Source organism: Brevibacillus sp. HB1.2 (assembly GCF_013332495.1).
Classification (GTDB): domain Bacteria; phylum Bacillota; class Bacilli; order Brevibacillales; family Brevibacillaceae; genus Brevibacillus; species Brevibacillus porteri.
The window spans coordinates 158,416-182,247 of sequence record NZ_JABMIU010000011.1 but is presented as its reverse complement, the minus strand read 5'-3'; the positions used below and the strand labels follow the sequence as shown (position 1 = coordinate 182,247).

20 protein-coding genes and 2 riboswitches are annotated in these 23,832 nt (G+C 48.9%); of the genes, 13 read left to right on the top strand and 7 right to left on the bottom strand.

Annotation, left to right across the window (positions count from 1 at the left end; genetic code table 11):
- Positions 1 to 55: 55 nt before the first annotated feature.
- The 6 genes from HPY28_RS22445 to HPY28_RS22420 all read left to right on the top strand — a co-directional run bounded on the left by HPY28_RS22445 (position 56) and on the right by HPY28_RS22420 (position 9,573).
- Complete coding sequence (locus tag HPY28_RS22445) at positions 56 to 781, top strand: ABC transporter ATP-binding protein (protein ID WP_174231448.1); 726 nt, start codon at positions 56 to 58, stop codon at positions 779 to 781.
- Positions 774 to 2,441, top strand: coding sequence for a putative ABC transporter permease subunit (locus HPY28_RS22440; RefSeq protein WP_174231447.1), 1,668 nt, complete (start codon positions 774 to 776; stop codon positions 2,439 to 2,441). The genes HPY28_RS22445 and HPY28_RS22440 overlap by 8 nt, the downstream gene beginning before the upstream one ends.
- A 229-nt stretch (positions 2,442 to 2,670) precedes the next feature.
- On the top strand, positions 2,671 to 3,792 hold the full coding sequence (locus tag HPY28_RS22435; RefSeq protein WP_017251474.1) for an S-layer homology domain-containing protein: 1,122 nt from the start codon (positions 2,671 to 2,673) through the stop codon (positions 3,790 to 3,792).
- Between the two features lie 371 nt (positions 3,793 to 4,163).
- Positions 4,164 to 6,572 carry a 3-hydroxyacyl-CoA dehydrogenase/enoyl-CoA hydratase family protein gene (locus HPY28_RS22430; protein WP_174231446.1) on the top strand — a complete coding sequence of 803 codons (2,409 nt, stop codon included), beginning with the start codon at positions 4,164 to 4,166 and terminating at the stop codon, positions 6,570 to 6,572.
- Positions 6,573 to 6,590: 18 nt separating this feature from the next.
- Complete coding sequence (locus tag HPY28_RS22425; RefSeq protein ID WP_174231445.1) at positions 6,591 to 7,769, top strand: acetyl-CoA C-acetyltransferase; 1,179 nt, start codon at positions 6,591 to 6,593, stop codon at positions 7,767 to 7,769.
- Positions 7,770 to 7,794: 25 nt separating this feature from the next.
- The gene (locus HPY28_RS22420) at positions 7,795 to 9,573 is read left to right on the top strand and encodes an acyl-CoA dehydrogenase family protein (RefSeq protein WP_017251471.1); all 1,779 of its coding nucleotides are present in this window, start codon (positions 7,795 to 7,797) and stop codon (positions 9,571 to 9,573) included.
- Positions 9,574 to 9,628: 55 nt separating this feature from the next.
- Here the strand turns inward: HPY28_RS22420 and HPY28_RS22415 are convergent, their stop codons facing one another.
- From HPY28_RS22415 to HPY28_RS22405, 3 genes are read right to left on the bottom strand one after another with little or no spacing between them, the layout of a single operon-like run.
- On the bottom strand, positions 9,629 to 10,780 hold the full coding sequence (locus HPY28_RS22415) for a Ger(x)C family spore germination protein (RefSeq protein WP_174231444.1): 1,152 nt from the start codon (positions 10,778 to 10,780) through the stop codon (positions 9,629 to 9,631).
- A 1-nt stretch (position 10,781) separates the two neighbouring features.
- Complete coding sequence (locus HPY28_RS22410) at positions 10,782 to 12,290, bottom strand: spore germination protein (RefSeq protein WP_173622897.1); 1,509 nt, start codon at positions 12,288 to 12,290, stop codon at positions 10,782 to 10,784.
- Complete coding sequence (locus HPY28_RS22405) at positions 12,277 to 13,365, bottom strand: endospore germination permease (RefSeq protein ID WP_174231443.1); 1,089 nt, start codon at positions 13,363 to 13,365, stop codon at positions 12,277 to 12,279. The genes HPY28_RS22410 and HPY28_RS22405 overlap by 14 nt, the downstream gene beginning before the upstream one ends.
- Positions 13,366 to 13,525: 160 nt before the next feature.
- On the opposite strand from HPY28_RS22405, the gene HPY28_RS22400 reads away from it, so the two are divergent.
- The 3 genes from HPY28_RS22400 to HPY28_RS22390 are packed head-to-tail and all read left to right on the top strand — an operon-like array spanning position 13,526 to position 17,282.
- Positions 13,526 to 15,070 carry a spore germination protein gene (locus HPY28_RS22400; protein ID WP_173622898.1) on the top strand — a complete coding sequence of 515 codons (1,545 nt, stop codon included), beginning with the start codon at positions 13,526 to 13,528 and terminating at the stop codon, positions 15,068 to 15,070.
- Entirely contained in the window at positions 15,070 to 16,170 is a 1,101-nt protein-coding gene (locus HPY28_RS22395; protein ID WP_174231442.1) for a GerAB/ArcD/ProY family transporter, read from the top strand. The genes HPY28_RS22400 and HPY28_RS22395 overlap by 1 nt, the downstream gene beginning before the upstream one ends.
- Positions 16,167 to 17,282: a Ger(x)C family spore germination protein gene (locus HPY28_RS22390; RefSeq protein ID WP_174231441.1), complete on the top strand. Its 1,116-nt coding sequence runs from the start codon at positions 16,167 to 16,169 to the stop codon at positions 17,280 to 17,282. Before HPY28_RS22395 ends, HPY28_RS22390 begins: the two co-directional genes overlap by 4 nt.
- A 52-nt stretch (positions 17,283 to 17,334) precedes the next feature.
- Here HPY28_RS22390 and HPY28_RS22385 read toward each other — a convergent pair whose 3' ends face one another.
- The 4 genes from HPY28_RS22385 to HPY28_RS22370 are packed head-to-tail and all read right to left on the bottom strand — an operon-like array spanning position 17,335 to position 20,400.
- On the bottom strand, positions 17,335 to 17,847 hold the full coding sequence (locus HPY28_RS22385) for a 1,2-dihydroxy-3-keto-5-methylthiopentene dioxygenase (RefSeq protein ID WP_173622901.1): 513 nt from the start codon (positions 17,845 to 17,847) through the stop codon (positions 17,335 to 17,337).
- Between the two features lie 13 nt (positions 17,848 to 17,860).
- The gene (locus HPY28_RS22380; protein WP_069848847.1) at positions 17,861 to 18,517 is read right to left on the bottom strand and encodes a methylthioribulose 1-phosphate dehydratase; all 657 of its coding nucleotides are present in this window, start codon (positions 18,515 to 18,517) and stop codon (positions 17,861 to 17,863) included.
- 3 nt (positions 18,518 to 18,520) lie between these two features.
- Positions 18,521 to 19,189 (bottom strand): 2-hydroxy-3-keto-5-methylthiopentenyl-1-phosphate phosphatase, encoded by a 669-nt coding sequence (locus HPY28_RS22375; RefSeq protein WP_106834401.1) that lies wholly within the window; start codon positions 19,187 to 19,189, stop codon positions 18,521 to 18,523.
- Positions 19,186 to 20,400, bottom strand: coding sequence for a 2,3-diketo-5-methylthiopentyl-1-phosphate enolase (locus HPY28_RS22370; RefSeq protein WP_174231440.1), 1,215 nt, complete (start codon positions 20,398 to 20,400; stop codon positions 19,186 to 19,188). The genes HPY28_RS22375 and HPY28_RS22370 overlap by 4 nt, the downstream gene beginning before the upstream one ends.
- Positions 20,401 to 20,486: 86 nt before the next feature.
- Positions 20,487 to 20,663: riboswitch (SAM riboswitch) on the bottom strand.
- A gap of 130 nt (positions 20,664 to 20,793) precedes the next feature.
- Here HPY28_RS22370 and HPY28_RS22365 point away from each other — a divergent pair.
- From HPY28_RS22365 to mtnA, 4 genes are all read left to right on the top strand, one after another.
- Positions 20,794 to 21,045 (top strand): sigma factor, encoded by a 252-nt coding sequence (locus tag HPY28_RS22365; protein WP_371813527.1) that lies wholly within the window; start codon positions 20,794 to 20,796, stop codon positions 21,043 to 21,045.
- Positions 20,979 to 21,146: an anti sigma factor C-terminal domain-containing protein gene (locus tag HPY28_RS22360; RefSeq protein WP_254613174.1), complete on the top strand. Its 168-nt coding sequence runs from the start codon at positions 20,979 to 20,981 to the stop codon at positions 21,144 to 21,146. Before HPY28_RS22365 ends, HPY28_RS22360 begins: the two co-directional genes overlap by 67 nt.
- 96 nt (positions 21,147 to 21,242) lie before the next feature.
- Positions 21,243 to 21,388, top strand: a riboswitch (SAM riboswitch).
- A gap of 135 nt (positions 21,389 to 21,523) precedes the next feature.
- Positions 21,524 to 22,753 (top strand): S-methyl-5-thioribose kinase, encoded by a 1,230-nt coding sequence (mtnK, locus tag HPY28_RS22355; protein ID WP_069848840.1) that lies wholly within the window; start codon positions 21,524 to 21,526, stop codon positions 22,751 to 22,753.
- Entirely contained in the window at positions 22,750 to 23,790 is a 1,041-nt protein-coding gene (gene mtnA / locus HPY28_RS22350) for an S-methyl-5-thioribose-1-phosphate isomerase (RefSeq protein WP_174231439.1), read from the top strand. Before mtnK ends, mtnA begins: the two co-directional genes overlap by 4 nt.
- The last annotated feature ends 42 nt before the right edge of the window (positions 23,791 to 23,832 follow it).

Here is a 23,832-nt window from a genome sequence, read left to right as displayed (position 1 = left end):
TGGAAGTAAATTGGAAAAAATGTTGAAAACAGCGGGGGAGAGGGGAGACACAGCGATGATAGAACTTGTCAATGTGACGAAAAGCTACAACGGCACGATAAGAGCAGTTGATCAAATGAATTTCACAGTGCCCAAAGGAGAAATTTTTGGCTTCCTCGGACCAAATGGAGCTGGCAAAACAACCACGATCAAAATGATCACAGGGATCACACGTCCGGATCACGGTGAGATCACGATCAATGGAAAAAATATTCGATCCGAAGCACTGGAAGCAAAACGCCAATTCGGTTATGTACCGGATAGCCCTGATCTTTTTTTGCGACTGAAAGGTCTGGAATATGTCAGCTTCATGGCAGATATTTACGAGGTGCCTCAAGAGGTACGAGGAAAACGGATTTTGCAGTTGGCGGATCGCTTTGACATGAAGAACGCATTGGGGGATCCGATTCAGAGCTATTCGCACGGTATGCGTCAAAAAATCATGATCATGGGTGCGCTCATCCATCAGCCAGAAGTGTGGATTCTCGATGAGCCTTTGACTGGACTCGATCCCAAGTCATCCTTTACGTTAAAAGAAATGATGCGTGAACATGCGGATAGCGGTCGAAGCGTATTCTTTTCCACACACGTGCTGGATGTTGCTGAGAAGTTGTGCGATCGAGTCGGGATCATCAACAAAGGTAAAATTTTGTTCTGTGGAACCTTTGCTGAGCTGCGCGAGCATTTTCAGTCAGACGTATCACTGGAAAGCTTGTTCCTGGAGTTGACCAAGCATGAATAAAGTGCTGATTTTGACGAAGATGATGATGAAAAACGCGGAGCCAGCCTGGAGAGTGGAGAAAGGGAGTGGCTGGAAGACCGCTCTGTTGCTTATTGTCATTGCACTAGGTGTTCTTCCCATGATGGCTTCGGCTGTACTGGTGATTTCTGAGTTGTATGACGGATTGGCGCTGATCGGACAGCAGGGGGCTTTACTCGGATTTGGCGTAGCCATGACGTCTCTTGTCATCTTTTTATTCGGGATTTTGTATGTCTTGAGTGTTTTCTACTATTCCAAGGATGTTGAGCATTTGTTGCCGATGCCGCTTGCTCCAGGACATATTCTCGGAGCCAAATTTACTCTTGCACTCGTGTATGAATATTATACAGCAGTGGTTTTCCTGGGGCCTCTGTTCATTACGTTTGGCGTGAAAAGCGGCGCAGGGATCATGTATTATCTACTAGCGATCCTTGTCTTTTTGGTTGTTCCTGTTTTGCCGCTTGTGCTGGCTGCTCTTGTCGTGATGCTGTTCATGCGTTTTACGAACGTCAAAAAATACAAAGAGCGCTTCCGTATTATTGGAGGGCTGATCGGGATTGGAATTGTCGTTGGTTTTCAAGCGCTGTTCCAACGTCAGTCTAGCGGAAGTGAATTTGGTATTGAGCAAATTCAGCAAATGCTGTTGACACAAGAAAATGGGCTGTTGGGCTTTGTCACTCAGCTGTTCCCTGGAAGTAATCTGGCTGCCCTTGCTTTGATAGACAGCGGTACTTGGGGTTCTCTCGGCTATCTGTTTGCTTTCCTTTTCGTGGCGATTACAGGTATAGCCGCCTTTCTCTACGCCGGAGCGTATCTCTACTTTTCGGGTGTGATGGGAATGAGTGAGTCAGTCGCCAAACGAAAAGAAGTTGTCGATACTGCATTTGCCAAGCTTGTCCAAAAACGTCCGGCTATGCTGGCATACGCGCTCAAGGAATGGAGAATGTTATGGCGGACACCGGCATTTTTGATGAACTGTACGCTATCCAGCATTCTGATTCCGATACTCATGTTGATCCCATTACTTAGCCGTCGTGACAGCGGGGAAATGATTTCATTCATTCAAACTGTCATGCAGAAAGGCTCGGCAGCGGGTATGAGCGTAGCCATCGCCTTTGCTGCTTTTCTTATCATGGGTGCCATGAATAGCACCTCCGTAACTGCCATATCCAGAGAAGGACAGGGATTCTTTACGAACAAGCTACTGCCTATGCCATATCGCGACATCCTGTTGGCAAAGCTGTTCCCAGGATTAGTGCTAAGTGCAGTGAGTATGCTGCTGCTTCTTACAGAGGCCGTATGGTTTTTACAGCTTTCGCCTGCCTTTATCATACTTGCCATCGTGAGTGGAATTCCGGGGCTGATTTTTATCAACATGATCGGAATCTTGGTGGATTTACAGCTGCCTAAGCTGCGTTGGAGCTCCGAACAAGAGGCCATCAAGCAAAATCTCAATCCCCTTTTCCCGCTGGTAATAGGCCTTATGGCAGGAGGTCTAGTCGTCCTCGCCAGTTTTTCGCTGGGGACATCCATGTTAGGGACCGCTCTTGGGATTATCGTCCTGTTCACTCTCATTAACATTTTCTTATATCGGTTGCTTGTAACCAAGGGACCAGGCTGGTTAGAGCAGATTGAAGGATAGTCAGCGCATAGAGAAAAAGGATATAATTGGGCCGCTACTACAAAGTGCGGCTCTTTTTCATTTGTTTTGAAAAAGTATAACAAAGTTCCGTTTTCATCCCGATACAAGAAAGGGAGAGATCAGACCCAGGAAAATAGACCAATATGGCAGGAATGGATGCTACTGGGGACGAATTCCAAAAAAAGGGAGTAAGGAAATGATCATGGAAAGAAAGGAGTCATCGTAAGTCATGGTAAAGCGTTTTGCTATCGTTTTTCTCTTGGCACTGCTAGTAGTGCAAAGCGTTTTTTCAGGGAGTGCGAATGCGGCTGCACCTGGCATGTATACGGACATACAGGAACATTGGGCGCGTGAGCACATCAACAAAATGGCGGATCTGGGCATCGTAAAGAGGAAGGGATATCAGCCTTTTTACCCAAACAAGCCAATTACTCGAGGCGAAGCTTTGGCTATGCTGAATCGCGTATTTGAGACGGTATATGGACCGATAGAAAAGCCAGAACGCAAGCCAAACCTGGATCATCGCTATCTACTCCGGGGGGAAGTAGATCAACTGCTGAGCAATCTAAAGACCATGATGAAAATCGAAACAGACGATTTGGGCAAGTTTGATCCAGGAGACCGGATGCTGTACTATCTATATTTGGCTGAAACCGGACACCTGATGAAAAAGCAAGAGAAGGAAAATCCGAACTGGTGGATGTCCAGTGCCGGGATGCAGTGGCCATTGACGAAAGAAGAGGCCAGCTTGATGCTGTTTCATATGCTGGCACCCCAAAAATTCCGTACAGCCAATATTAAACCACAAGATACAGTCTCTTTCTTTAACAGCCATTACGAATGGAAGCGCGACCGATTCTATCGGGATACATATTCACCGTACCCACTGGCGATCCGCGAATTCAATCTGTTTCTCACGGACAAGACTTTTTCTCCGAACAAGATCCTGACGCGTGCAGAATACGTTGTCGTGATGGATCGACTGATTGATTATTACCGGATGGATGTAGCTTCGCAGTTCCGTGGTTCACCTGCGAATCAGCAGCATATCGCGCAGGTGTATTTACGAGCAGCGAATTTGGCGTACGAAACAAAAAATCAGAAGCAGCTGTCTGTGCTCTTTACAGACGATGCGCTCAAAAGCATGACAAAGCTGGAGCAAGTGCCCACATATAACGGACCAGTAAAAGTATCGGTCAAGGCAGACGAAAACAATTCGAAAACCCTCTGGGTGATTGCACATTATCTAGACCCGAAAAACGGAGACTTCCAGATTGAATACCGATTGGAAGGAGATGCGTCCAACACTTACGGACGCAAGATCACCACGCTGATTTACTCGCAAAAATAGCACAGAAAAAGGGGCACTGGAAAATCGAGTGTCCCTTTTCTTTTCTTTCTTACAAAGAAGCGACAAGAGACGATTGCAACTGACAGAATTTTCGATTACAATAAAAACTGAACGGTGATTCAGTTGGTGGGAGCGTAACATCTCCGGGCATGTAAGACAGCCAAAACGTGGGATGTCATTTTTTAACCCACATACTGAATGAGCATTCATTCAATAAGAGACATGTGCTGATGTACACAGGAATATCTATAGAGAAAGTAGAAGTTTTAAAAATGCTCCTCTAGTCTGAATATTAGGTATTCACTGTTGCGAGGCCATTCTTTTGACCATGAATAAGCCATGACTAGGTTTTTAAAAAGGAGGATTTGGAGATGGAACGCAAAATTCGCAAGGCGGCAGTTCTCGGTTCAGGCGTCATGGGCGCTGGGATCGCAGCACATTTAGCCAACGTCGGTATTCCCACTTATTTACTGGACATCGTGCCGCGTGAATTGACAGCAGATGAGAGTACAAAAGGACTTACTTTGTCTGATAGCGTGGTGAAAAATCGGATCGCACAAGCGGGCCGTGACCGACTTTTGAAGGAGAAGCCGGCGCCGCTCTACGATAAAAAGAACATCGACCTGATTACAGTTGGTAACTTCGAAGACCATCTTTCTTGCTTGAGCGAGGTCGATTGGATTATTGAGGTAGTCGTCGAGAATATCGAAGTGAAGAAAAGCGTCTTCGCTATGGTAGAAGCGCATCGCAAGCCAGGGACAATCGTGTCTTCCAATACGTCCGGTGTTTCTATCAACGAAATGGCAGAGGGACGCTCTGATGACTTCCGCAAGCATTTCCTCGGCACGCACTTTTTTAACCCACCGCGCTACTTGAAACTGTTGGAGCTGATCCCAGGTCTTGATACAGACCCGCAAGTCATCTCTTTCATGAAGCATTTTGGTGAGCATGTGCTCGGAAAAGGAATGGTCGTTTGCAAGGATACGCCTAACTTCATTGCGAATCGCATCGGTACATATGGATTGCAGGTTTCGATCCACGAAATGGTGCGACTGGGGCTTGGGGTAGATGAGGTAGATGCGTTGACAGGACCGGTCATCGGCCGTCCGAAGAGCGCTACGTTCCGCACACTCGATGTCGTCGGACTGGATACGTACGTACATGTGGCGGGTAACGTCAGGAACAAAAGCACGGATGAACAGGAGCGCTCGGTTTTTGAAGTGCCGGAGTTTGTTCTGCAAATGGTAGAGAAAAGATGGATTGGGCAAAAAGCTGGTCAAGGCTTTTTCAAGCAGGTGAAGACGGAGAAAGGGAAAGAGATCCTGGCACTGTCAGTTGACACGCTGGAATACCGTCCAAGTGTGAGGCCGAAGTTCCCTTCCCTCGAAACAGCTAAAACAGCCAAGACATTGCCTGAGAAGTTGAGAGCGCTCGCTTACGGCAAGGACAAGGGCAGTGAGTTTGTCTGGAGTGTCTTCAAAAAGGTATTGCTGTACTCTGCGGAAAAGGCTCATGAGATCGCGGATGATATCGTCTCTGTTGATCAGGCCATGAAGTGGGGCTTCGGCTGGGAGATGGGACCATTCGAAACATGGGATGCCATCGGTCTCGAAAAGTCAGTGGCAAGAATGCGTGAGGAAAACGAGAAGATTCCGGCACTCGTCGAGGAGCTGCTCGCGAGTGGGAAAACCTCCTTTTATCAACAAGAGCAAGGGAAGCGCAGCGTGTTTTCCATCGGAGGCACCTACAAGGACGTCGAAGAGAGCAAAGAAAACATCAACTTGGCAGCACTTAAGGAACAAGGCAAGCTGATCAAGAAAAATGCGGGTGCCGCCTTGATCGATTTGGGCGATGGAGTCGCATGTCTGGAATTCACCTCTCCGCATAATGCGCTCGGTATGGATGTCTTGCACATGGCAAGTCAGGCCGCAGAGGAAGTGCAGAAGAACTTCGCTGGTCTGGTCATCGGTAATCAAGGCAAGAACTTCTGCGTCGGGATGAATCTCGCAATGGCGTTGATGGAAGCACAGGATGAGAACTGGCTGGAGCTCGATATGCTCGTCACGAACTTCCACAAAACAGCACGGGCACTGCGCTACATGCATCGTCCAGTCGTCGCAGCACCGTTCGGCATGACGCTGGGCGGCGGTGTCGAGGTGGCCTATCTCGCGGATCGTGTACAGGTATCGGCAGAGACATACCTTGGACTGGTAGAGGTGGGAGTAGGACTTTTGCCTGGTGGCGGAGGAACGAAGGAGATGCTGTTCCGAGCAATGGAAAACGTTCCAGAGGGAGGCAGCGTCCCAGTTGATCCGTTCCCGTTCGTGGCGAAGTCGTTTGAAGCTATTGCCATGGCAAAGGTATCTACGAGTGGTCAGGAAGCTATCAACCTAGGGTACCTGCGACCGACTGATCGCATCAGCGTGAATGCCGATCATTTGTTATACGATGCGAAGCAGCTGGTGCTCACGATGGATAAAGAGGGCTACACGCCGCCAGCGCCACGCAAAATTCGCGTCATCGGAGAAACGGGTTATGCGAACCTGCGCCAAAATATTTATGCCATGAAGAAGAGTGGATATATTTCCGAGCATGATGAACTGATCGCAAGCAAAGTTGCTTATGTCATGTCCGGTGGTAACGTGTCAGCGGGTACAGAAGTGACAGAGAGCTACATTCTGGAGCTGGAAAAGCAAGCGTTCCTCGAACTGATTAAGACACCGAAAAGCCAGCAACGGATGCAGCACATGCTGACCAAAAACAAGCCTTTGCGTAACTAGGGAGAGGGAGGGATAACGATGAGAGAAGCAGTTATTGTCGCGGGCGCCCGCACCGCTATCGGTAAATCGAAAAAAGGAAGTCTCAAAGATTTTCACCCAGTCGATATGGGAGCCGCAGTTGTAAGCGACCTGTTGCGCCGCGTGCCACAGCTCGATCCGGCTGATATCGAGGATATCATCATAGGGACGGCTGTACCGGAAGCTGAGCAAGGCATGAATATGGCTCGCTTGATCGGACTGCGTGCCGGATTGCCGACCAATGTATCGGGTATCACGATCAATCGCTTTTGCTCCTCCGGTTTGCAGACGATTGCTTACGCTGCTCAGCAGATCATGGTCGGCAGCTCCGATGTGGTTGTCGCTGGCGGGGTGGAGAGCATGAGTCTGGTGCCGATGCTCGGTCACAAAATCGCACTTAATCCGACTCTGGTAGAAACGAAGCCGGAAGCGTACATGAGCATGGGCCATACGGCTGAAGAAGTAGCGAAGAGGTACAACATTTCTCGTGAGGATCAGGATGCTTTTGCTCTGCAAAGCCATCAGCGTGCGACAGCTGCGATAACTTCAGGAAAATTCCAGGATGAAATCGTACCATTGACAATCAAGCAGCATTTTGTAAATGAAGCTGGCAAGGTTCACGTCCAGGAACGTGTTTTTGACAAGGATGAAGGAGCGCGCTCGGACACGACTCTGGAGGCACTCGCCAAGCTCAGGCCGGTCTTTCATGTGCAAGGCAGCGTAACGGCAGGAAATTCCTCGCAAACGAGCGACGGCGCAGCGGCAGTTCTTGTGATGTCTGCTGAAAAAGCAGCCGAGCTGGGTGTCGAGCCGATGGCAAAGTTCCGTTCTTTTACGGTTGGCGGCGTAGACCCTGATGTCATGGGGATTGGTCCGGTTGTCGCGATTCCAAAAGCATTGAAACTAGCGGGAATCAGCTTGGAGGATGTCGATCTGTTTGAGTTAAATGAAGCGTTCGCTTCTCAATCGATTGCCGTCATTCGCGAGCTGGGACTTGATCCTGAAAAGGTCAATGTAAATGGTGGGGCAATCGCATTAGGGCATCCACTCGGTTGCAGTGGTGCCAAGCTGACCGTCCAGCTTTTGAACGAAATGAAGCGCAGAGGTGGCAAATACGGAGTCGTTACGATGTGTATCGGTGGTGGAATGGGAGCCGCTGGCGTTTTTGAGATGATCTAATTTTAAATTAAGGAGTGGGATAGTAATGGCAGAAACAAAAGATTTGATCCGCGGTGGAAGCTTTTTGATCGATGCAGGTTCAGCTGATGATGTATTCGTGCCAGAAGAATACACCGATGAGCAAAAGATGATTGCCAAGACGACGGAGGATTTCGTCAATAATGAAGTTCGTCCTCATTTGGAAGAGCTTGAAAACCACCAATTTGATATTTCGGTTCGTCTGCTGAAGGAAGCAGGGGAGCTCGGTTTGTTGGCTGGAGACGTTCCAGAGAAATACGAGGGACTGGGGCTGGATAAAGTCAGCACTGCACTCGTCACAGAGAAGTTCTCGCTGGCTCGCGGCTTTGCGCTCAGCTACGGCGCCCACGTCGGTATCGGATCACTGCCGATCGTGTACTTTGGAAACGAAGAGCAAAAACAGCGCTACCTGCCTGATCTGGCATCTGGAAAACGAATCGCTGCCTACTGCCTGACAGAGCCTGGCTCTGGCTCAGATGCGCTGGGTGCGAAAACGACAGCGACTCTCTCCGCAGATGGCACGCACTATATTCTCAATGGAGAGAAGCAATGGATCACAAACGCTGGCTTTGCTGATGTATTTATCGTATACGCGAAAATCGATGGCGAGAAATTTACTGCCTTTATCGTCGAGCGGACATTCCCAGGTGTTTCGTTTGGGCCGGAAGAGAAGAAGATGGGGATCAAATGCTCCTCAACACGCACGGTCATTTTGCAAGATGTACCTGTACCGGTAGACAATCTGCTAGGTGAGCCTGGAAGAGGTCACGTGATCGCGTTCAACATCTTGAACGTTGGTCGTTACAAGCTCGCGGTGGGTGCAGTCGGCTCCGCGAAAAAAGCGGTGGAACTCGCGTCGAACTACGCAAAAGAACGCAAGCAGTTCAAAACGCCAATTGCCAACTTTACTTTAATCAAAAACAAGCTGGCGAACATGGCAGTAAAAACATATGCGGCTGAAAGCTCCGTCTATCGGACAGTGGGTCTGTTCGATACAGCACTGACTCGCTTGGGTGAAAAAGCGGATGATGGCGCGGAGGTTGCGAAGGCGATTGCGGATTATGCAATCGAATGCTCGATCAATAAAGTATTTGCCACTGAGGTTTTGGATTACTGCGTGGACGAAGGCGTGCAAATCCACGGTGGATACGGCTTTATGTCCGAGTATGAGATCGAGAATATGTACCGTGACTCGCGGATTAACCGCATTTTCGAAGGAACGAACGAAATCAACCGCATGCTCATCCCGGATACGCTCGTGAAAAAGGCGATGAAAGGCGAACTGCCACTCATGCAAGCAGCAAGCAGCCTGCAAGCAGATCTGATGAGCTATTATCCAGAAGAGATTGAAGATGCACCTTTAGCTATGGAGAAGCATCTGATCAACATCACGCGCAAAATCATTTTGATGGTGGCTGGTTCTGCGTTGATGAAATACCAACAAGCGATGTCCAAAGAACAAGAACTCTTGGCATTCGCGGCTGACATGCTGATCGAGCTATATGCAATGGACAGCATCGTGAAGCGTACAGAGAAAGCAATGGCGGCAAATGGCATCGAAGCCGAGCAGCAAAAGCTGGAAATGACCGCTGTCTATGTGCATGAGGCATTCGATCGTATCGAAGGCTGGGCGAAGGAAGCATTGGCGGCAATGGAAGAGGGCGACGAGCTTCGTCTGCGCCTCTCGATCCTGAAAAAGCTGACCCGCCGCACGCCGATCAATACGGTGGCACTCAAACGTTCGATTGCGGATCGTGTGATCGAAGCGGGAGCATATGTGGTGTAGTTCCAAATAGAAGACAAAGAAAGGAGCAAAGCTCAACGCTTTGCTCCTTTCCCATTTAACGCTCTTGCTTCACCTTCGAAATCCCGCCATCGAAAATCGTTACTTTGACGTTCACCGCCTCCAGAGAGGACGGGTTAAGCGGTAGCGTTTCATTTTGCTGCATTCGTTTCCATTCTTTCGGATATTTGCGATAAAGGGTGTGCCCCAGTTGAAGCGTGTCCATCTGTTGCTTCCGTCCTTTTTCGTACAACCCCCGAATCTCCTCTTCGATTTTTTTCGCGGCTTCTTTCTCGATTTCCCGAACGGGGCTTATGTGATGGTATAGCGGTATGAAGCCCAGTAGCTCCACATCGATCTGAAACGTGACTTGATTGTCTCGCAGTAGCGGCTGTATCTTTACTTTTGGTTTTTGCAGGACGAGATTTGCCAGAGGTTGTTTGCCCTTTTTTACGGTCAGTAACGATCGATTGGTATGCTCGTCTAGCCAGCGCAATCCGAGCAGCTCAGAGCGCGGCCAGCAACCCTTGACCTCCTTGTTTTGCAGCATGCAGGCACCGGTTGTTTTAAGCTGGGGCAAAGGTTTGTTGTCCTCCGACCAGGTCTTTCTGTTAATGGAGAGCATTGGCAAATAGACGACCTTGTTGGGTTCATCTCTTTTCCTGACAAATTGAAACAGCTTCATCGGATAAATCGCCGAGTTTTGCTTGTGAAGATCCTGCGGATTGGACAATTGCGAGTAAATGGCAGGCTGGTTGAATACTTGCTTGGGCGTAAGAATATCCATCAGTGGTTCTTTGGACACATACGTCCAGATGGTGTAACGAAATTCGTAAAACCGGTCGAGCTCATCGATGACTTGATCGAGAAGTGGGCGTTTCAATACCTGTTCACTGAGAACCAAGGAACGAATATGACTCCAAGTCATTTGCGCCTGATTCGTGGGATACAGACTAAAAAGGGCGCTCACAAAAGAATCGCCGCTTCCTTTTGCAATAGCCACCCCGCTTGCAGATCGTTCTCCTCCCGCTTCTTGTTTGGCGATGGTAGAGAAGTTCAGCAATTGGGCGTACACCTCGAATTTATTGTCAACATAATCGACCCCAAGTGCATTGACATAAAGCAGATTTTCAATTTCACGTGCGTTCCAGCAGCCACTTAGCAGGAGCGGGAGGAGGAGGATGACGGCCATTACACGGATGCGAGTCATATCAGGAGCCCTTCCTTTTCGAGGGATCATGCAGGAATTCAGGGCTTTTCTCTACTTTTCGCCAAGGTGTGCGGAACAGTGTTTTATACAAGTCAGGCCAAGAGGTCGGCGCAAGCGGAGACAAATAGTAAAGGCCAAAGGAGCGCATGTTGGAAAAGAACAGAACCATTGCCAGAAGCGACATCATGAAGCCAAACATCCCGAGAAGGGAGCATAAGAGCAATATCCCGAACCGAAACAGGGTAACAGACGAGACGATATGCTGATTGGATAACGTAAAGGTAGCCATTACGGAAAGCGCGACAATGACCAGACTGCCTGTAGAGGTCAAACCGGCCGATATCGCTGCTTGTCCAACGATCAGGCCTCCAACAACGGACAGTGTTTGACCAATCGATAGAGGAAGGCGCAAACCAGCCTCTTTAAACAAATCAAACAAGAGCACCATGAGCAAAACTTCCAATGCAGCTGGCAACGGAACGCCTTGTCGCGACTTCACAATGGTGGCAATCAAGGTGTACGGAAGCTGTTCCTGATGATAGGTAATAAGCGCGACCCAAAGGCCGGGTAAAAAGAGCGCAATGATCACGCAGGCCATCCGCAGAATACGGACAAACACTACGGAAAAAACAGATGAGCTGGTATCCTCGGCAGCGTTTAGCAGCATGAAAAAGTTAACCGGGCCAATTAATGAAATAGGTGAGCCATCGATCAACATGGCAAACCGACCTTTTAAAAGAGCGTTCACTACATAATCGGGCCTTCCGGTGTACTGAAATTCTGGCAAAAGAGTAAAGGGAGATCGAGATAACCGTTCTTCTACTTGCATACCGCTTACAATGCCCTTGCTATCAAGTGAATCCATTCTGTCGTGAATTTCCTTCAACAAAATCGGATCGATTTGGTCTTGCAAATACAATAAACCAATGCGCGTATGAGTGTGGCTCCCGACGATATATGGAACGAATTTTAGCTGATACGTCCGAAGCCTTTTGCGGATCAGACCCAGATTCGTATTGATTTCTTCCGTAAATCCATCGCGCGGGCCGCTAATCGATGCGTCGGTATTGGTTTCCTCAGGTTCGCGTCGGGGGGGATTTCCCGTCTCTACATAATAGACAGTATGAAAGTCTTCAAACACCATCAACAAATTTCCGGAGAAAACGTGTCTGCAAATCCAATCAACATTCGTCGGCTGTGTCAGCTCATTCATGAAAAAGAGCCGTTTTTCAAATAAATCCTCAGCATCTAGGATGTTTTCGTTCACAAAAAGCTGCACGAGCTGTGGCATCAAATACTCGCTGATCTGGTTCAAATCGCACAAGCAGTCGGAGTAGATAAAATGCACGCGAGTGGGAGTGTGTCCTGGGACGAGGGAGTGCGTATCTATGCATATGTCATTGCAGTCTTCAAACAAATCATGAAATGCCTGTAGCGAAATCGAAGGCAATTCTTTAACGGTTGTTGCTGGCGTGTACCCTTTGACCTTGGCAAACCTACGATTCGTCATGTTGTTTCCTCCTAGAGGCGAAGGCTGTCAAGAGAGCAAAAACGATGGAAAGAGACAGGGCCAATACGAAAAGACTGGGTAAAAGCTGTTTCGATAACAGGCTGTAAAATTGGATCGCACTTATGGGATAGCGGGAGAGGGCAGATGAGAAGAAAAATAGCCCGATTAACCACCAAATCCGTTTCTTTCCATACGGAATCATCAGTATTTCGACAATCAGCAAAAGCGAGAGAGAAATGCGCGTAAAGGCACCGCTAAACCATTGGTATATGCTCAGGGTATCGAGATGCTCGATATATAGGCCTATATTGGCGAGTCGCCATTCCTCATAGGCAGGATAGCGCAATTTTCCGGCTTTATCCGGACCGAATTCTACAATAGCACCTAAGGTTGGCCCGAATGTGAGGCCAATCATGACAAACGCCAAAATGAAAATTTGATAGTACGGCACTCTCGATTGAAGGTGATGCTGCATACATAACAGGAGGATCAGTTCGACAAAGCCTGTGCCCGCATACATCATTCCTCGTAAAACAGGGGCAATCCCGTTTTCCATCATAGGGAGGAGCAGACTGTAATCTTTGTTTGGAAAGTTAGTAGACATCACGAAAAATCCCAAAAGGACGACGAATGGCAAAAGTACAGAAGAGGTCATTGCGATGGAGCGGATTCCAAACATCGCGTTGACGAGACAAAGGACTGCAAACAAGATCGTATGTACCTCCAGAGGTGTCTCTGGAGCAAACGATAAATTGACCCACGTAATCGTATCGGTCATCGTCATGGTGGCGATTGTAAAGCAGTAGACACATGTCAGCAGCGCCAATACGCAATAGAGCGGGAAGCCGTACGTTTTTTTGATCCACTGGAATAGATGCTCATTCTCTGTTTTTTTATAGACCGAATAGAGTAAACCAGTCCACAACAAGTAAAGCACCCCAGCTAACAAAACCGAGATCCAGGAGTCTCTTTTGGCAGAATCTAGCATCATCGGAATGACGATGACATGGTTCATCAATCCGTTGGTTAAAAGCAGCATGACGACGATTTGTGTAAAAGATAATCCGTTTTTCATGATTTCCCCGCCAAAGTAATCTCGTACTCCCAACAGTATTTGCAGGGCGTTGGGATTTATTCGATCGGGCGGCAGAATGTGCCAAGTCGCATGCATATTTTGGGAAGCTCTCACGAACGCTAATGGAACATACTTCGTAAAAGGGCGGGAGCTGTAGGAGATGGCGATGAGAGGGTGGCTGAGAAGAAAAAAGACATCTGTCAAAGACAGGATGAGCCACTCGAGTGAGCCTATCCGTGTACGAGAGATCAGTGAGCGATTAAGTGATAACCTTGCGGAGCTGAATGCGATTTTCACGCTGACACCTGATTTGGTCATTCGGACGTTTGCTTGTCAGCATATAGAGGATATGGTTACACTCGTCTACTTGAACGGCTTGGTTGACAAAAACTCGATTAACAACAATGTGCTTCGTCCACTTTTGTCACATCCAGCGGGTGAGAAATCGAGTATTTTTGACCTGTTATCTGTCGGAAAGGTATCAGTTGCCTACGACTTTCGGAAAGTAGAAACTGAGATTTTGCTTGGGAGTAGTCTATTATTTATCGAGGGTCGAAAAGAAGTCCTTGTGATTGAAACGAATGGATGGCCGCAGCGGGCGATAGAAGACCCGCAGTTGGAGGCTGCGCTGAAGGGTGGACACCAAGGGTTTGTCGAAACGGACACGCAGAACATTGCCCTCATTCGCCGCTATATTCCCAACCGTGAAATGAAAATAAAAGAAATGTGGTTAGGAGAACGAGGCCTTTCAAAGCTCTCGATCATCTATTTGGCTGATGTGGCGAATCCGGAAATATTACAGGAGTTGGAAGATCGGCTCAAGAGCATCAAGGTTGACTCGATTCTCAATGCGTCTGAACTGGAGGAGTATATCGAGGATAATCCTTACTCTCTGTTTCCGCAGTTTTTGACTTCAGAACGCCCAGATACAGTCGCCTCTCACATCTTGCAAGGGAGGATTGCTGTCGTTGTCGATCGCTCTCCAAGCGTATTAATCGGACCAGCTACTTTCGTTTCCTTTTTTCAAAATGTTGACGATTACGGTACGCGCTGGCCTGTCGCTACGTTCATTCGCTTGCTTCGCTACTTGGCTTTCTTGATTGCTACTTTTTTGCCTGCGATTTATATTGCGTTGATTTCTTTCAATTATGAGGTCATCCCGCTGGATTTGATTTTGTCAGTAGGGGAATCCCGAGAAAAGGTCCCGTTTCCTCCCTTGTTAGAAGCATTCATTATGGAGCTCACATTGGAAATGCTTCGGGAATCGGGAATTCGCTTGCCAGCGCCTATCGGACAAACAGTCGGTATCGTAGGAGGTATCGTGATTGGTCAAGCGGTCGTACAAGCGGGGATTGTGAGCAACATTATGGTGATCGTCGTTGCATTTACAGCGATCTCATCCTTTATTATCCCGAACTATGATATGGCCTCGGCAGTTAGGCTAATGCGATTTTTGATGATGATACTTGCTGCGATGTTTGGGTTCGTTGGAATTATAGTGGGATTAATGACACTGATTGGCCATTTGATTACGCTGGAATCATTAGGTGTTCCTTATGGAAGCCCTCTTGCCCCTGTGCGTTTCGGAGATTGGAAAGATTTGTTTATCCGCCTGCCACTATGGAAAATGAAAGATCGTCCCCTGTCAGCCCACACGATTGAGGAGCAAAGGCAGGGGAATAATCGGCCAAGGGAGGACGGGTGATGAAAAAGTATACATACAACCAATTGAGCGTCCTCCAGTACATTCTCCTCATTCATGGGGCACAAGTAGGGATCGGAGTATTGACGATTCCCAGAGAATTGGCGGAGAAGGCGAGCACCGATGGATGGATATCGCTTGTGATTGGATGGCTTGGGGCAACGCTAGTCAGTCTTGTCATCACGAACATGATGAAGCAGTACCCGGAGAAGACGATTATCGATATATTTCCATTGATCCTGGGCAAGTGGCTCGGTCGTGTCGCTATTGCTTTGATGTCCATTTATTGCGGGATAGCGGCGTTCGTTTTGATGATAAATGCCACGGGAATCATTAATGTGTGGCTCCTGTCTCAGACACCAGCCTATGTCGTCGTATTCCTTTTTGCTCTGCCGACCTATCTTATTATCCAGGGAGGGGTTCGTGCGATTGGAAGGTACGCCGAGCTCGTGTTCTATCTTACACTTTGGATACCTTTTGTTCTCACGACGGCTTATCGAGAAGTTCAGTGGTTAAACCTGCTGCCAGTAATCAAGGATGGCTGGCACCCAATATGGGAAGCGAGCAAATCCACGGTACTCTCTTTTCTTGGATTTGAATTTGGTTATTTCGCCTACCCTTTTTTGCAAAAAAAACAATATGCGTCTCTCGGCATTGTCATTGCGAATACATTGACGATGCTTGTGTATATATCTGTCATCATCGTTTGCTTTGCTTATTTTAGCCCCGATGAAATCACGGAGTATACATGGCCTACGCTCAATCTATGGAAAGCCATCGAGTTCCGTTTTTTGGAACGTGTCGATATTCTATTTCTCTCTAGTTATTTGTTTATATTGTCAACAACTGCAACGCCGTACATCTATTTTTGTGTCTTTTCATCCAGTCAGTTATTTGGCATGAAGGATCACCGCAAGCATTTGCGTCTGTTCCTTCTTTTGGTTCCAGTGGCGGTATGGTTATATACGCCATCCTTTATCGATCTGAAGAAAGCGTCACAAATTTGGAGCTATACAGGATTGTTCTTTGCTTATGCGCTTCCGTTACTAGCTTGGGGACCGATCAAGCTATCGAAACGAGCAGAAGGTGGGAAAAAAGCATGAGGGTATTTCAGATTCTGTTATGTAGCCTCCTGGTAATCATGTTGGCAGGATGCAAGGACCAGATCAATTTGGAGGATACCACTTTATCGCTGATGGTCGGAATTGATTTGAACGAAAAAAACGAGCTTCTCTATTATATCTCAAGCCCTGTGTTCAGTCGGGAAGCAAAGGAAAAATCTGAGCAATACGGTATCCGGTCATCTACGATTAGAGAGGCGAGAATGGGCTTTGATGAGCGAGTGACAGGCTTGACCCAACCAGGCAAAATTCAGGTGCTTGTAATGGGGAAAAAACTGCTGGCTCACCCGGACTGGTTTCGGTTGCTGGATGTCGTTTTTCGGGATGCAAAGTTTAGTGTCAACGCCCGCATGGCTGTACATGATGGTCCAGTGAATGAGTTGTTTGATTTTAAACCAAAGGACAAGCCTCGTCTGTCCATTCATGTTACAAAGCTGATAGACACAGCCAATAGCAGAAATCTGACGGTAAAGACGAGGGCGCAGGAGCTCCATCGGCAAATGTTTGAAAAAGGGATGACGCCTACCCTGACTGAGTTGAAGAAAGAAAAGAAGGCGGTCAAGGTAATGGGGACGACTTTGTTAAAAGAAAATGGAACGTACGCAGGCTCGATAGAACCGCGGGATACCATTCTTTTGCAAACGCTGCTCCATGAAAAACAAGGGGAACTGTCCGTCACCATCCCGATTAAAGAGCCGAACGAACACAATCAAATTGTGAAAGACAGGATCAGTTTTTTTATCAAGGGCGTCCAAAAAAAAGTGAAAACATCCTATCAGAACGGTCGGTTTCATTTTGACGTTCATTTCAAATTGCGAGTGTCCATATCGGAGCGAATGTTTCCGTACGACATGAAAAAGGACTACAAAAAGATGGAGCGAATGATCAGTGACGAGTTACAGAAGGATTACACGAAGTTAATCAAGAAATGCCAGGAAATCGGTGTAGACCCATTTGGGTTTGGTCTCTATGCGCGTGCCTATGAATATAAGGAATACAAAAAGGTAGAGGATGATTGGACGAAAGCCTTTTCCAATGCCACTGTTGAAATCAAGCCTGACGTATCGATTAAGGGAAATGGCGTCATAAAGTGAAGGGTGAAAGACAAAACCCCCTGGCAATCAGTAAATGCCAAGGGGTTCGTTATTAATAGATTGCTTCCCAGCCTGCAGGAGTGACGAACAGGCGAATCGCTTTGATTTTGCGGTCGTCCATCAGGGTGAAGTAGTGGCGGTAGTTCGGCGGTACGGAGATCAGATCGCCTGGCTCCAGCTCGACGTCGAAGTAGCGATCATCTTTGCCTTTGATGGCGAAAATACCGTGACCATCGACGCAGAAGCGGCACTCATCGTCTGTGTGGTGATGCTCGCCCTTGAATTTCACCAACAGCTCGTCGAGGTTAGGCGTTTTGTCAGAGAGGACGATGATGTCCGCTGTCAAGTAACCGCGACGTTGGCTGATCGCATCGATTTCTGACTTGAAGGTGTCGAGAATCTCTTGTTTTTCCTCGTCTGTCGGGCTGTAGTTATCACGGTGCTTTGGATCAAGGCGATCCACGCCCCATTTTTCGTAAATGATCTCTTGGGTGTCCAGGAAGGAGACAACTTCCTCGGGTGCTGAGATGTACTCATTGTTGTCGTGAAAACGAATTTGTGCCATCGTTTATTCCTCCTTAATTGGTGGTTGTAGTGGACACGACTGCTTGGCGTAATTGCAGCCAGCGGGCGTGATACTCGAATAGGAATTCAAAAGCTTCCAGGTGGCGCTTGGCCTCGAAGTCATTGCCGCCCCACGTGTAGATACCGTGGTTACGGATGAGTACGCCGGGAACTTCTGGTGTGATCACTTTTTCAATTTCGGTAGCCAAGGTCGGAATATCGGCAAAGTTCTCAACAATCGGAACAGTAATGCGCGCGTTTTCTTCCCAGATTCCGAGTCCCTTGATCAGCTCTTGTCCTTGAATGGAGAAGGCTCGTTGTCCAAAGTACAGCTCGGAAATGAGGTTGTTCCACACGGTATGGACGTGGAAGCAAGCACCCGCCTTCGGGAACGATTTGTAGACGACGGCGTGGATGAGCGTTTCCGCGGAAGGCTTGAGCGTAGTTTCATCCACCGGACGCGAGTCTTGATCTACGACCAGATAATCTTCGGGGGACAGCTTGGTTTTGTCTTTGCCGCTTGCGGTTACGGCAAATTGCAAGGGATCGTTTTGTATTTTAATAGAGAGATTGCCGCTGGTGCCGGGAAACCAATCCCGGCGGGCAAATGTCAGCTTGGCGTCATCCAGACGGCGAAAGGCATCCAGACGTTGTTCGAGTGTTGCAGTCATGAATTAGACGACCTCCTGTTGGACTTGCTGTAAAATGCGAATCACATCGTGGAATGTGGCAAACTTGCTATGCGACAATTGCAGCTCTTCCGCCTTGTCAGCGAGGAAGTGACGGGCAATCACATAGTCAGCGATTTTGGCTCCAGCCAAATCAGTGATAGAGTCGCCGATGACGATGCGGAAATGGGTTGCTGGATCGTACCGGCGGATGATTGTCGTCTTGCACATGCCGCAGCCGTTCGTGCAATGCTCATCGCACGCGTTGGGCCACGTAATGGTGATGCGCTCTCCGCTGAAATCACTGCCATTGCAGTAGATCGGTACATCGGTAAGATCGAAGGGTGCCAGGATAGGCTCCAGGAAAAAGTCGATGCCGCCACTCGTGATCAACAGCTCAATGCCTTCTTCGCGGCAATAGCTCACGAATTCAGCAAATCCCGGGCGAATCGTCGCTTCTTGGACAATGAAATCGATAATGTCCTGGCGCAAGGAGGAGGGCAAGAGTTGAAACAGCTTGCCTACCCCTTCTTGAACGCTTATTTTTTGCGAAAGGATTTGCTCCGTCAAGGCTTCCCACTCAGGGGGAGCAAACTTGCGGACAATCGCTACAATGTTGTCTTTTTCGGTAATCGTTCCGTCGAAATCGCAGAACAGGACGAGCTTCTTGCTCATCGTGCACCACCCCACTTTTCCAGGGCGATCGCCAGTTCTTGCGATTCTGCGGCAGCCTCTTCCAGTGTTCGGCCTGCGGTGACAGCCTCAATCGCGGCGACGAATGCTTTCGCTCCTGCGGTTGCTCCACCGGGATGACCGTGGATTCCACCACCTGCATTGACAATTTGATCCAGACCGAAGTCTTGATAAAGCTGTGGAACCAGCCCAGGATGAATGCCGGCAGATGGAACCGGGAAGGATCGGCGCACACCATTCAGTGGGTCGGTCAAGTGCTTGGCGAGCTGTAACGCTTCTGTCTTGTCCAAGGCGACGTTGCCATATGGAGATGGGAAGAGTACCAAATCTGCACCAGCTACGCGCATCAAGGTTCCGAGCAGAAGCGGGGTGGCGATACCGTAGTCAGGTGATGGATAGTAAGCGCCTGCCAATGCTGGATGCGCCATGATCGGTACGCGTACATCGGGATCGGCTGCCAAACGGTGCAGGGCATCGAATCCAAAGGCCAGCACATTGAACAAGAGGCAGTCAGCACCTGCATCTACCGCACGTTTCGCTTTTTCGTTCAGCTCATGCACTGGTCCAGTCAGGTTGGCTGCATAAAGGACGGGCTTGCCTGTTTCGGCTTCTGTCTCCTGGGCGATTTGCTTGAACGCTTTGATCCGTTCGATAAAAGGAGCGCGATCATCTGCAAAGAAGATTTCGTCATCTTTCACGAGATCGACTCCGCCCAAGGCTTGTGCCCGGAATTGCGTCTTCAGGTCATCAAAAGGAAGGCCCAGGCACGATTTGAAAATGCTCATCAAGAGCGGACGGTTATGTGCCCCTGAACGTTCGCGCAGACCATCAATGCCGAACTTCGGTCCAGGAAAAGCCTGAAGGAATGAGTCAGGGAAAACGATGTCGACGAGCTTAATTTTGCCATCCATAGACAGTTTGCCGAATATTCCGGTCAACAAGGATGGAATGTCTGCTGTAAAATTGCGGGTCGGATAGCTGACGGTAATCAAACCGCGTGTTTCTCCGTTTTCCAGTGTCGCAAGCGGTGTCGCACTCACGGCTTCACCCAGATACGGCGCTAGCTCAGCTTGCTTGGCAAGCGGCAGGTCCGTCCAGGAACCGACTGTCATGCCGACAGCAATGGCTTGCGCTTTCTTGTTCAAGTCTTTCGCTTGTGTGAGATAGGTGACGAGGATACGTTGTTCACTCATGGTACGTCTCATCCTCCTTGAATGATTAAAAAAAGCCTCCCCATTGAGCGGGGAGGCGGTTGTCGACTATGAAAGCGTCTCGTCTCCTCTCATCTCTCGGGTCAGTAGCCGAAACAAGCCAAAGAGGCTCTATCTCGACTCTTATCCGTTGGAATTAGCACCGTTTCGCTATCCAAGGTACGCATCATCCGCGTACGATTCATGGTATAGCGCCGGTTGCCGGGCATCATAGGGCCAGTCCCTCAGCCAGCTCGCGATAAGAGTTATTCGTTTCCCCCATGATATGACGTTCATTGTCAGGAGTCAATCCTTGTTTTTGCAGAGAATGTGCAGCAGGTTAGAAGAAAAATGAGACGAAGGTGAAACTATTTGGCACTTCCTTCGTGGTAAGGGATGAAGGGGTGTGAACGGCTTGGGAAAGTAGGTCTGGAGGATGTGTACCGGCTGCATGTAAACGATATGTACCGCTATCTTTTCTGGCTGACACGAGATGAGAGGCTGGCAGAGGATCTGACACAGGAAACCTTTTGTCGCGCCTACTCTTCCTTGGACGACTACCGTGGGGAAAAAGTACGGCCTTGGCTGTTCAAAACGGAGTGCGAATCTACGGAGCCGTCCTCACCGGACCTACCAAAGAACTGCTGAAGCTCAAGGCCGAAAAGTCGATAACAGCAGCGTTTCTAGGCAAGAAAGACTGGTGGAATTTGGAGCGACCTGCGGCATTGGGAACACAATACAGCTACTGATAGCAAGGTGCGAATTTTTGCACAAAAGGGTGTTGACATCGTGGAAGCGTTGGTTGTATGATTCAAACTAAATCAAAAACCGAATACGTTTTGGATACCTTATCCAGAGAAGGTGGAGGGACTGGCCCGATGATACCCGGCAACCGACATGACGCCATTCAGACGCGAGGAAGCGACTGATTGACAGGCGACATGCACGGTGCTAATTCCTGCAGAAACAAAAGTAGTCTGGAAGATAAGGGGGACATCAACACGGTTCTTACACGTGACGACAGCGACCTCTTTTCTTCGGGAAAAGAGGTCTTTTTATTGCTCCAGGTACTCAAACAAAACAAGTAGAGATAGAGGAAAAATACGTAGAGGGGAGTTTTGGAATCATGGCATATCGCGCATTGACTGAACAGGAAGCAGTGGAGTACGTAAAAGGAATACCGGGTCTTTTTAGCGAAGGAGCAGAGCTGACCAGCCGTGAAATCGGGGATGGCAATCTCAATCTGGTTTTTGACATTCAGGAGCTGGCAACCGGTAAGAGCGTCATTGTCAAACAAGCACTGCCTTTTGCCCGCGTCGTGGGAGAATCTTGGCCACTTACGATTGATCGGGCTCGTATCGAGAGCGAGGCACTCCGCATTCAGCACAAATACGTTCCAGACTTGGTGCCGCAGGTGTATCATTTCGATGGGGAACTTGCGTTGACTGTCATGGAAAACGTCGGGGACCACATCATTATGCGCAAAGGTCTGATCGAAGGAAAGCGGTACCCACTATTCGCGAAGCAAATTGGTCGTTTTCTCGCGCAAACCTTGTTCTTCACCTCCGATCTGGGCGCGCATCCGTACGATAAAAAAGCGCTAGTCGGAACATTCATAAATCCAGAATTATGCAAAATCACGGAAGATCTCGTCTTTACCGATCCGTATGAAAATGCGCCTACCAACGACTTCAACCCGTTGATTCGCCGGGAAGTCGAGGCGATCTGGAACAACAGGCCGCTGAAGCTGGAAATCGCCAAGCTGAAATACGATTTCCTTACGCGCTCGGAAGCGCTGCTGCATGGTGACTTGCATACGGGAAGTATTTTCATCACGGAAAACAGCTTGAAAGCAATCGATCCAGAGTTCGCTTACTACGGTCCAATCGGTTTTGACATCGGGGCGGTCATTGCCAATCTATTGCTCAACTACGCAGGACAGCACGGTTTGCAAAAAGATCAAGGAGAACGGGAAGCGTACCGCGAATACTTACTGGAAACGGTCGAGGATGTCTGGAATGAATTCGTTTCGCAATTCGTTCAGCTCTGGCACAAGCAAGCCAAAGAGCGCAGCGCCCATGTCGAGGGACTGTGGCAAAGCTACGTGAAGCGCTTGATTCAGGATACAGCAGGCTATGCCGGATGCAAAATCTTGCGCCGTGTCATCGGCTTGGCAGGCGTAGCGGACCTGAATGCCATTGAAGACGACCAGACTCGCGCAGAAGCAGAGCGTCTGGCTCTCTCGATTGGAGAAGCGCTGATTCTCGGTCGCGGCGGCATCGACGAATCGACAGATATCACGGACATCGTACGCACTGTGACCGAACGTTACTATCAGGAGGCTACAACAGTATGACAACCAGCACTCAATTGGCACCTGTTAAGTGGGAGAATGACGCATTGGTCTTGCTTGACCAGACGCGTCTGCCAGTAGAAACGATCTATTTGAACTTGACTACCTCCGAGCAAGTATGGGGTTCCATTCGTCGCTTGGAAGTACGAGGCGCACCGGCGATTGGCATGGCGGCGGCTTACGGGCTCTACCTTGGTATTCGTGGCAGTGAAGCGAGTAACTACGACGAGTTTTGGCAGGAACTGAACCAGCAGGCAGACTACCTGGGCTCTTCCCGTCCGACAGCCGTGAATCTGTTCTGGGCGTTGGATCGCATCAAAGCTCGTGTTGAAAAAGAAAGCGGAGCGTCGATTGCCGAGTTGAAGGCGGCTGTGCTCGATGAAGCACTGACGATTCAAAAGGAAGACGCTGAAGTATGCCGGACCATTGGAGAGCATCTGCTCTCTCTGTTGCATGACGGTATGGGAATTCTCACGCACTGTAATCCAGGCGCATTGGCTACAGCAGCGTACGGTACGGCTACCGCTCCATTTTATTTGGCAAAGGAACGCGGCTGGAACCTGAAGGTGTACGCGGACGAAACCCGTCCTGTCCTGCAAGGCGCTCGTCTTACTGCATTCGAATTGCAGCAAGCAGGGATTGATGTGACGCTGATCTGCGATAACATGGCGGCGATGGTTATGTCCCAAGGGAAAGTAGAGGCTGTCATCGTGGGTACAGACCGCGTAGCAGCGAATGGCGATGTCGCCAACAAAATCGGCACGTATGGGGTAGCAGTATTGGCAAAAGCTCATGGCATTCCTTTTTACGTGGCAGCTCCCTTGTCCTCCGTCGATCTAGATACACCGACAGGCGCAGATATTCCGATTGAAGAGCGTCCAGCTGAGGAAATTACCCATGGCTTGGGCAAACAGGTAGCTCCAGACGATATCAAGGTGTACAATCCTGCGTTCGATGTAACGCCTGCGAAGTACATTACAGCGATCGTCACGGAGACAGGTATTTTCAAGCCGGAAGAGATCGGCAATAGCAAACCATAAAAGAATGATTGATAAGCGTTCGCCCTGCTGTTGCTGGCGGGC

Bases quoted from the DNA above. Each gene is read 5' to 3' on its own strand.
- HPY28_RS22435 (WP_017251474.1), top strand. From the start codon at position 2,671: ATGGTAAAGCGTTTTGCTATCGTTTTTCTCTTGGCACTGCTAGTAGTG.
- HPY28_RS22400 (WP_173622898.1), top strand. From the start codon at position 13,526: ATGGCGATGAGAGGGTGGCTGAGAAGAAAAAAGACATCTGTCAAAGAC.
- HPY28_RS22440 (WP_174231447.1), top strand. From the start codon at position 774: ATGAATAAAGTGCTGATTTTGACGAAGATGATGATGAAAAACGCGGAG.
- HPY28_RS22430 (WP_174231446.1), top strand. From the start codon at position 4,164: ATGGAACGCAAAATTCGCAAGGCGGCAGTTCTCGGTTCAGGCGTCATG.
- HPY28_RS22395 (WP_174231442.1), top strand. From the start codon at position 15,070: ATGAAAAAGTATACATACAACCAATTGAGCGTCCTCCAGTACATTCTC.
- mtnA (WP_174231439.1), top strand. From the start codon at position 22,750: ATGACAACCAGCACTCAATTGGCACCTGTTAAGTGGGAGAATGACGCA.
- HPY28_RS22370 (WP_174231440.1), bottom strand. From the start codon at position 20,400: ATGAGTGAACAACGTATCCTCGTCACCTATCTCACACAAGCGAAAGAC.
- HPY28_RS22420 (WP_017251471.1), top strand. From the start codon at position 7,795: ATGGCAGAAACAAAAGATTTGATCCGCGGTGGAAGCTTTTTGATCGAT.
- HPY28_RS22425 (WP_174231445.1), top strand. From the start codon at position 6,591: ATGAGAGAAGCAGTTATTGTCGCGGGCGCCCGCACCGCTATCGGTAAA.
- HPY28_RS22445 (WP_174231448.1), top strand. From the start codon at position 56: ATGATAGAACTTGTCAATGTGACGAAAAGCTACAACGGCACGATAAGA.
- HPY28_RS22415 (WP_174231444.1), bottom strand. From the start codon at position 10,780: ATGACTCGCATCCGTGTAATGGCCGTCATCCTCCTCCTCCCGCTCCTG.
- HPY28_RS22385 (WP_173622901.1), bottom strand. From the start codon at position 17,847: ATGGCACAAATTCGTTTTCACGACAACAATGAGTACATCTCAGCACCC.
- mtnK (WP_069848840.1), top strand. From the start codon at position 21,524: ATGGCATATCGCGCATTGACTGAACAGGAAGCAGTGGAGTACGTAAAA.
- HPY28_RS22375 (WP_106834401.1), bottom strand. From the start codon at position 19,189: ATGAGCAAGAAGCTCGTCCTGTTCTGCGATTTCGACGGAACGATTACC.
- HPY28_RS22365 (WP_371813527.1), top strand. From the start codon at position 20,794: ATGAAGGGGTGTGAACGGCTTGGGAAAGTAGGTCTGGAGGATGTGTAC.
- HPY28_RS22405 (WP_174231443.1), bottom strand. From the start codon at position 13,365: ATGAAAAACGGATTATCTTTTACACAAATCGTCGTCATGCTGCTTTTA.
- HPY28_RS22380 (WP_069848847.1), bottom strand. From the start codon at position 18,517: ATGACTGCAACACTCGAACAACGTCTGGATGCCTTTCGCCGTCTGGAT.
- HPY28_RS22390 (WP_174231441.1), top strand. From the start codon at position 16,167: ATGAGGGTATTTCAGATTCTGTTATGTAGCCTCCTGGTAATCATGTTG.
- HPY28_RS22410 (WP_173622897.1), bottom strand. From the start codon at position 12,290: ATGACGAATCGTAGGTTTGCCAAGGTCAAAGGGTACACGCCAGCAACA.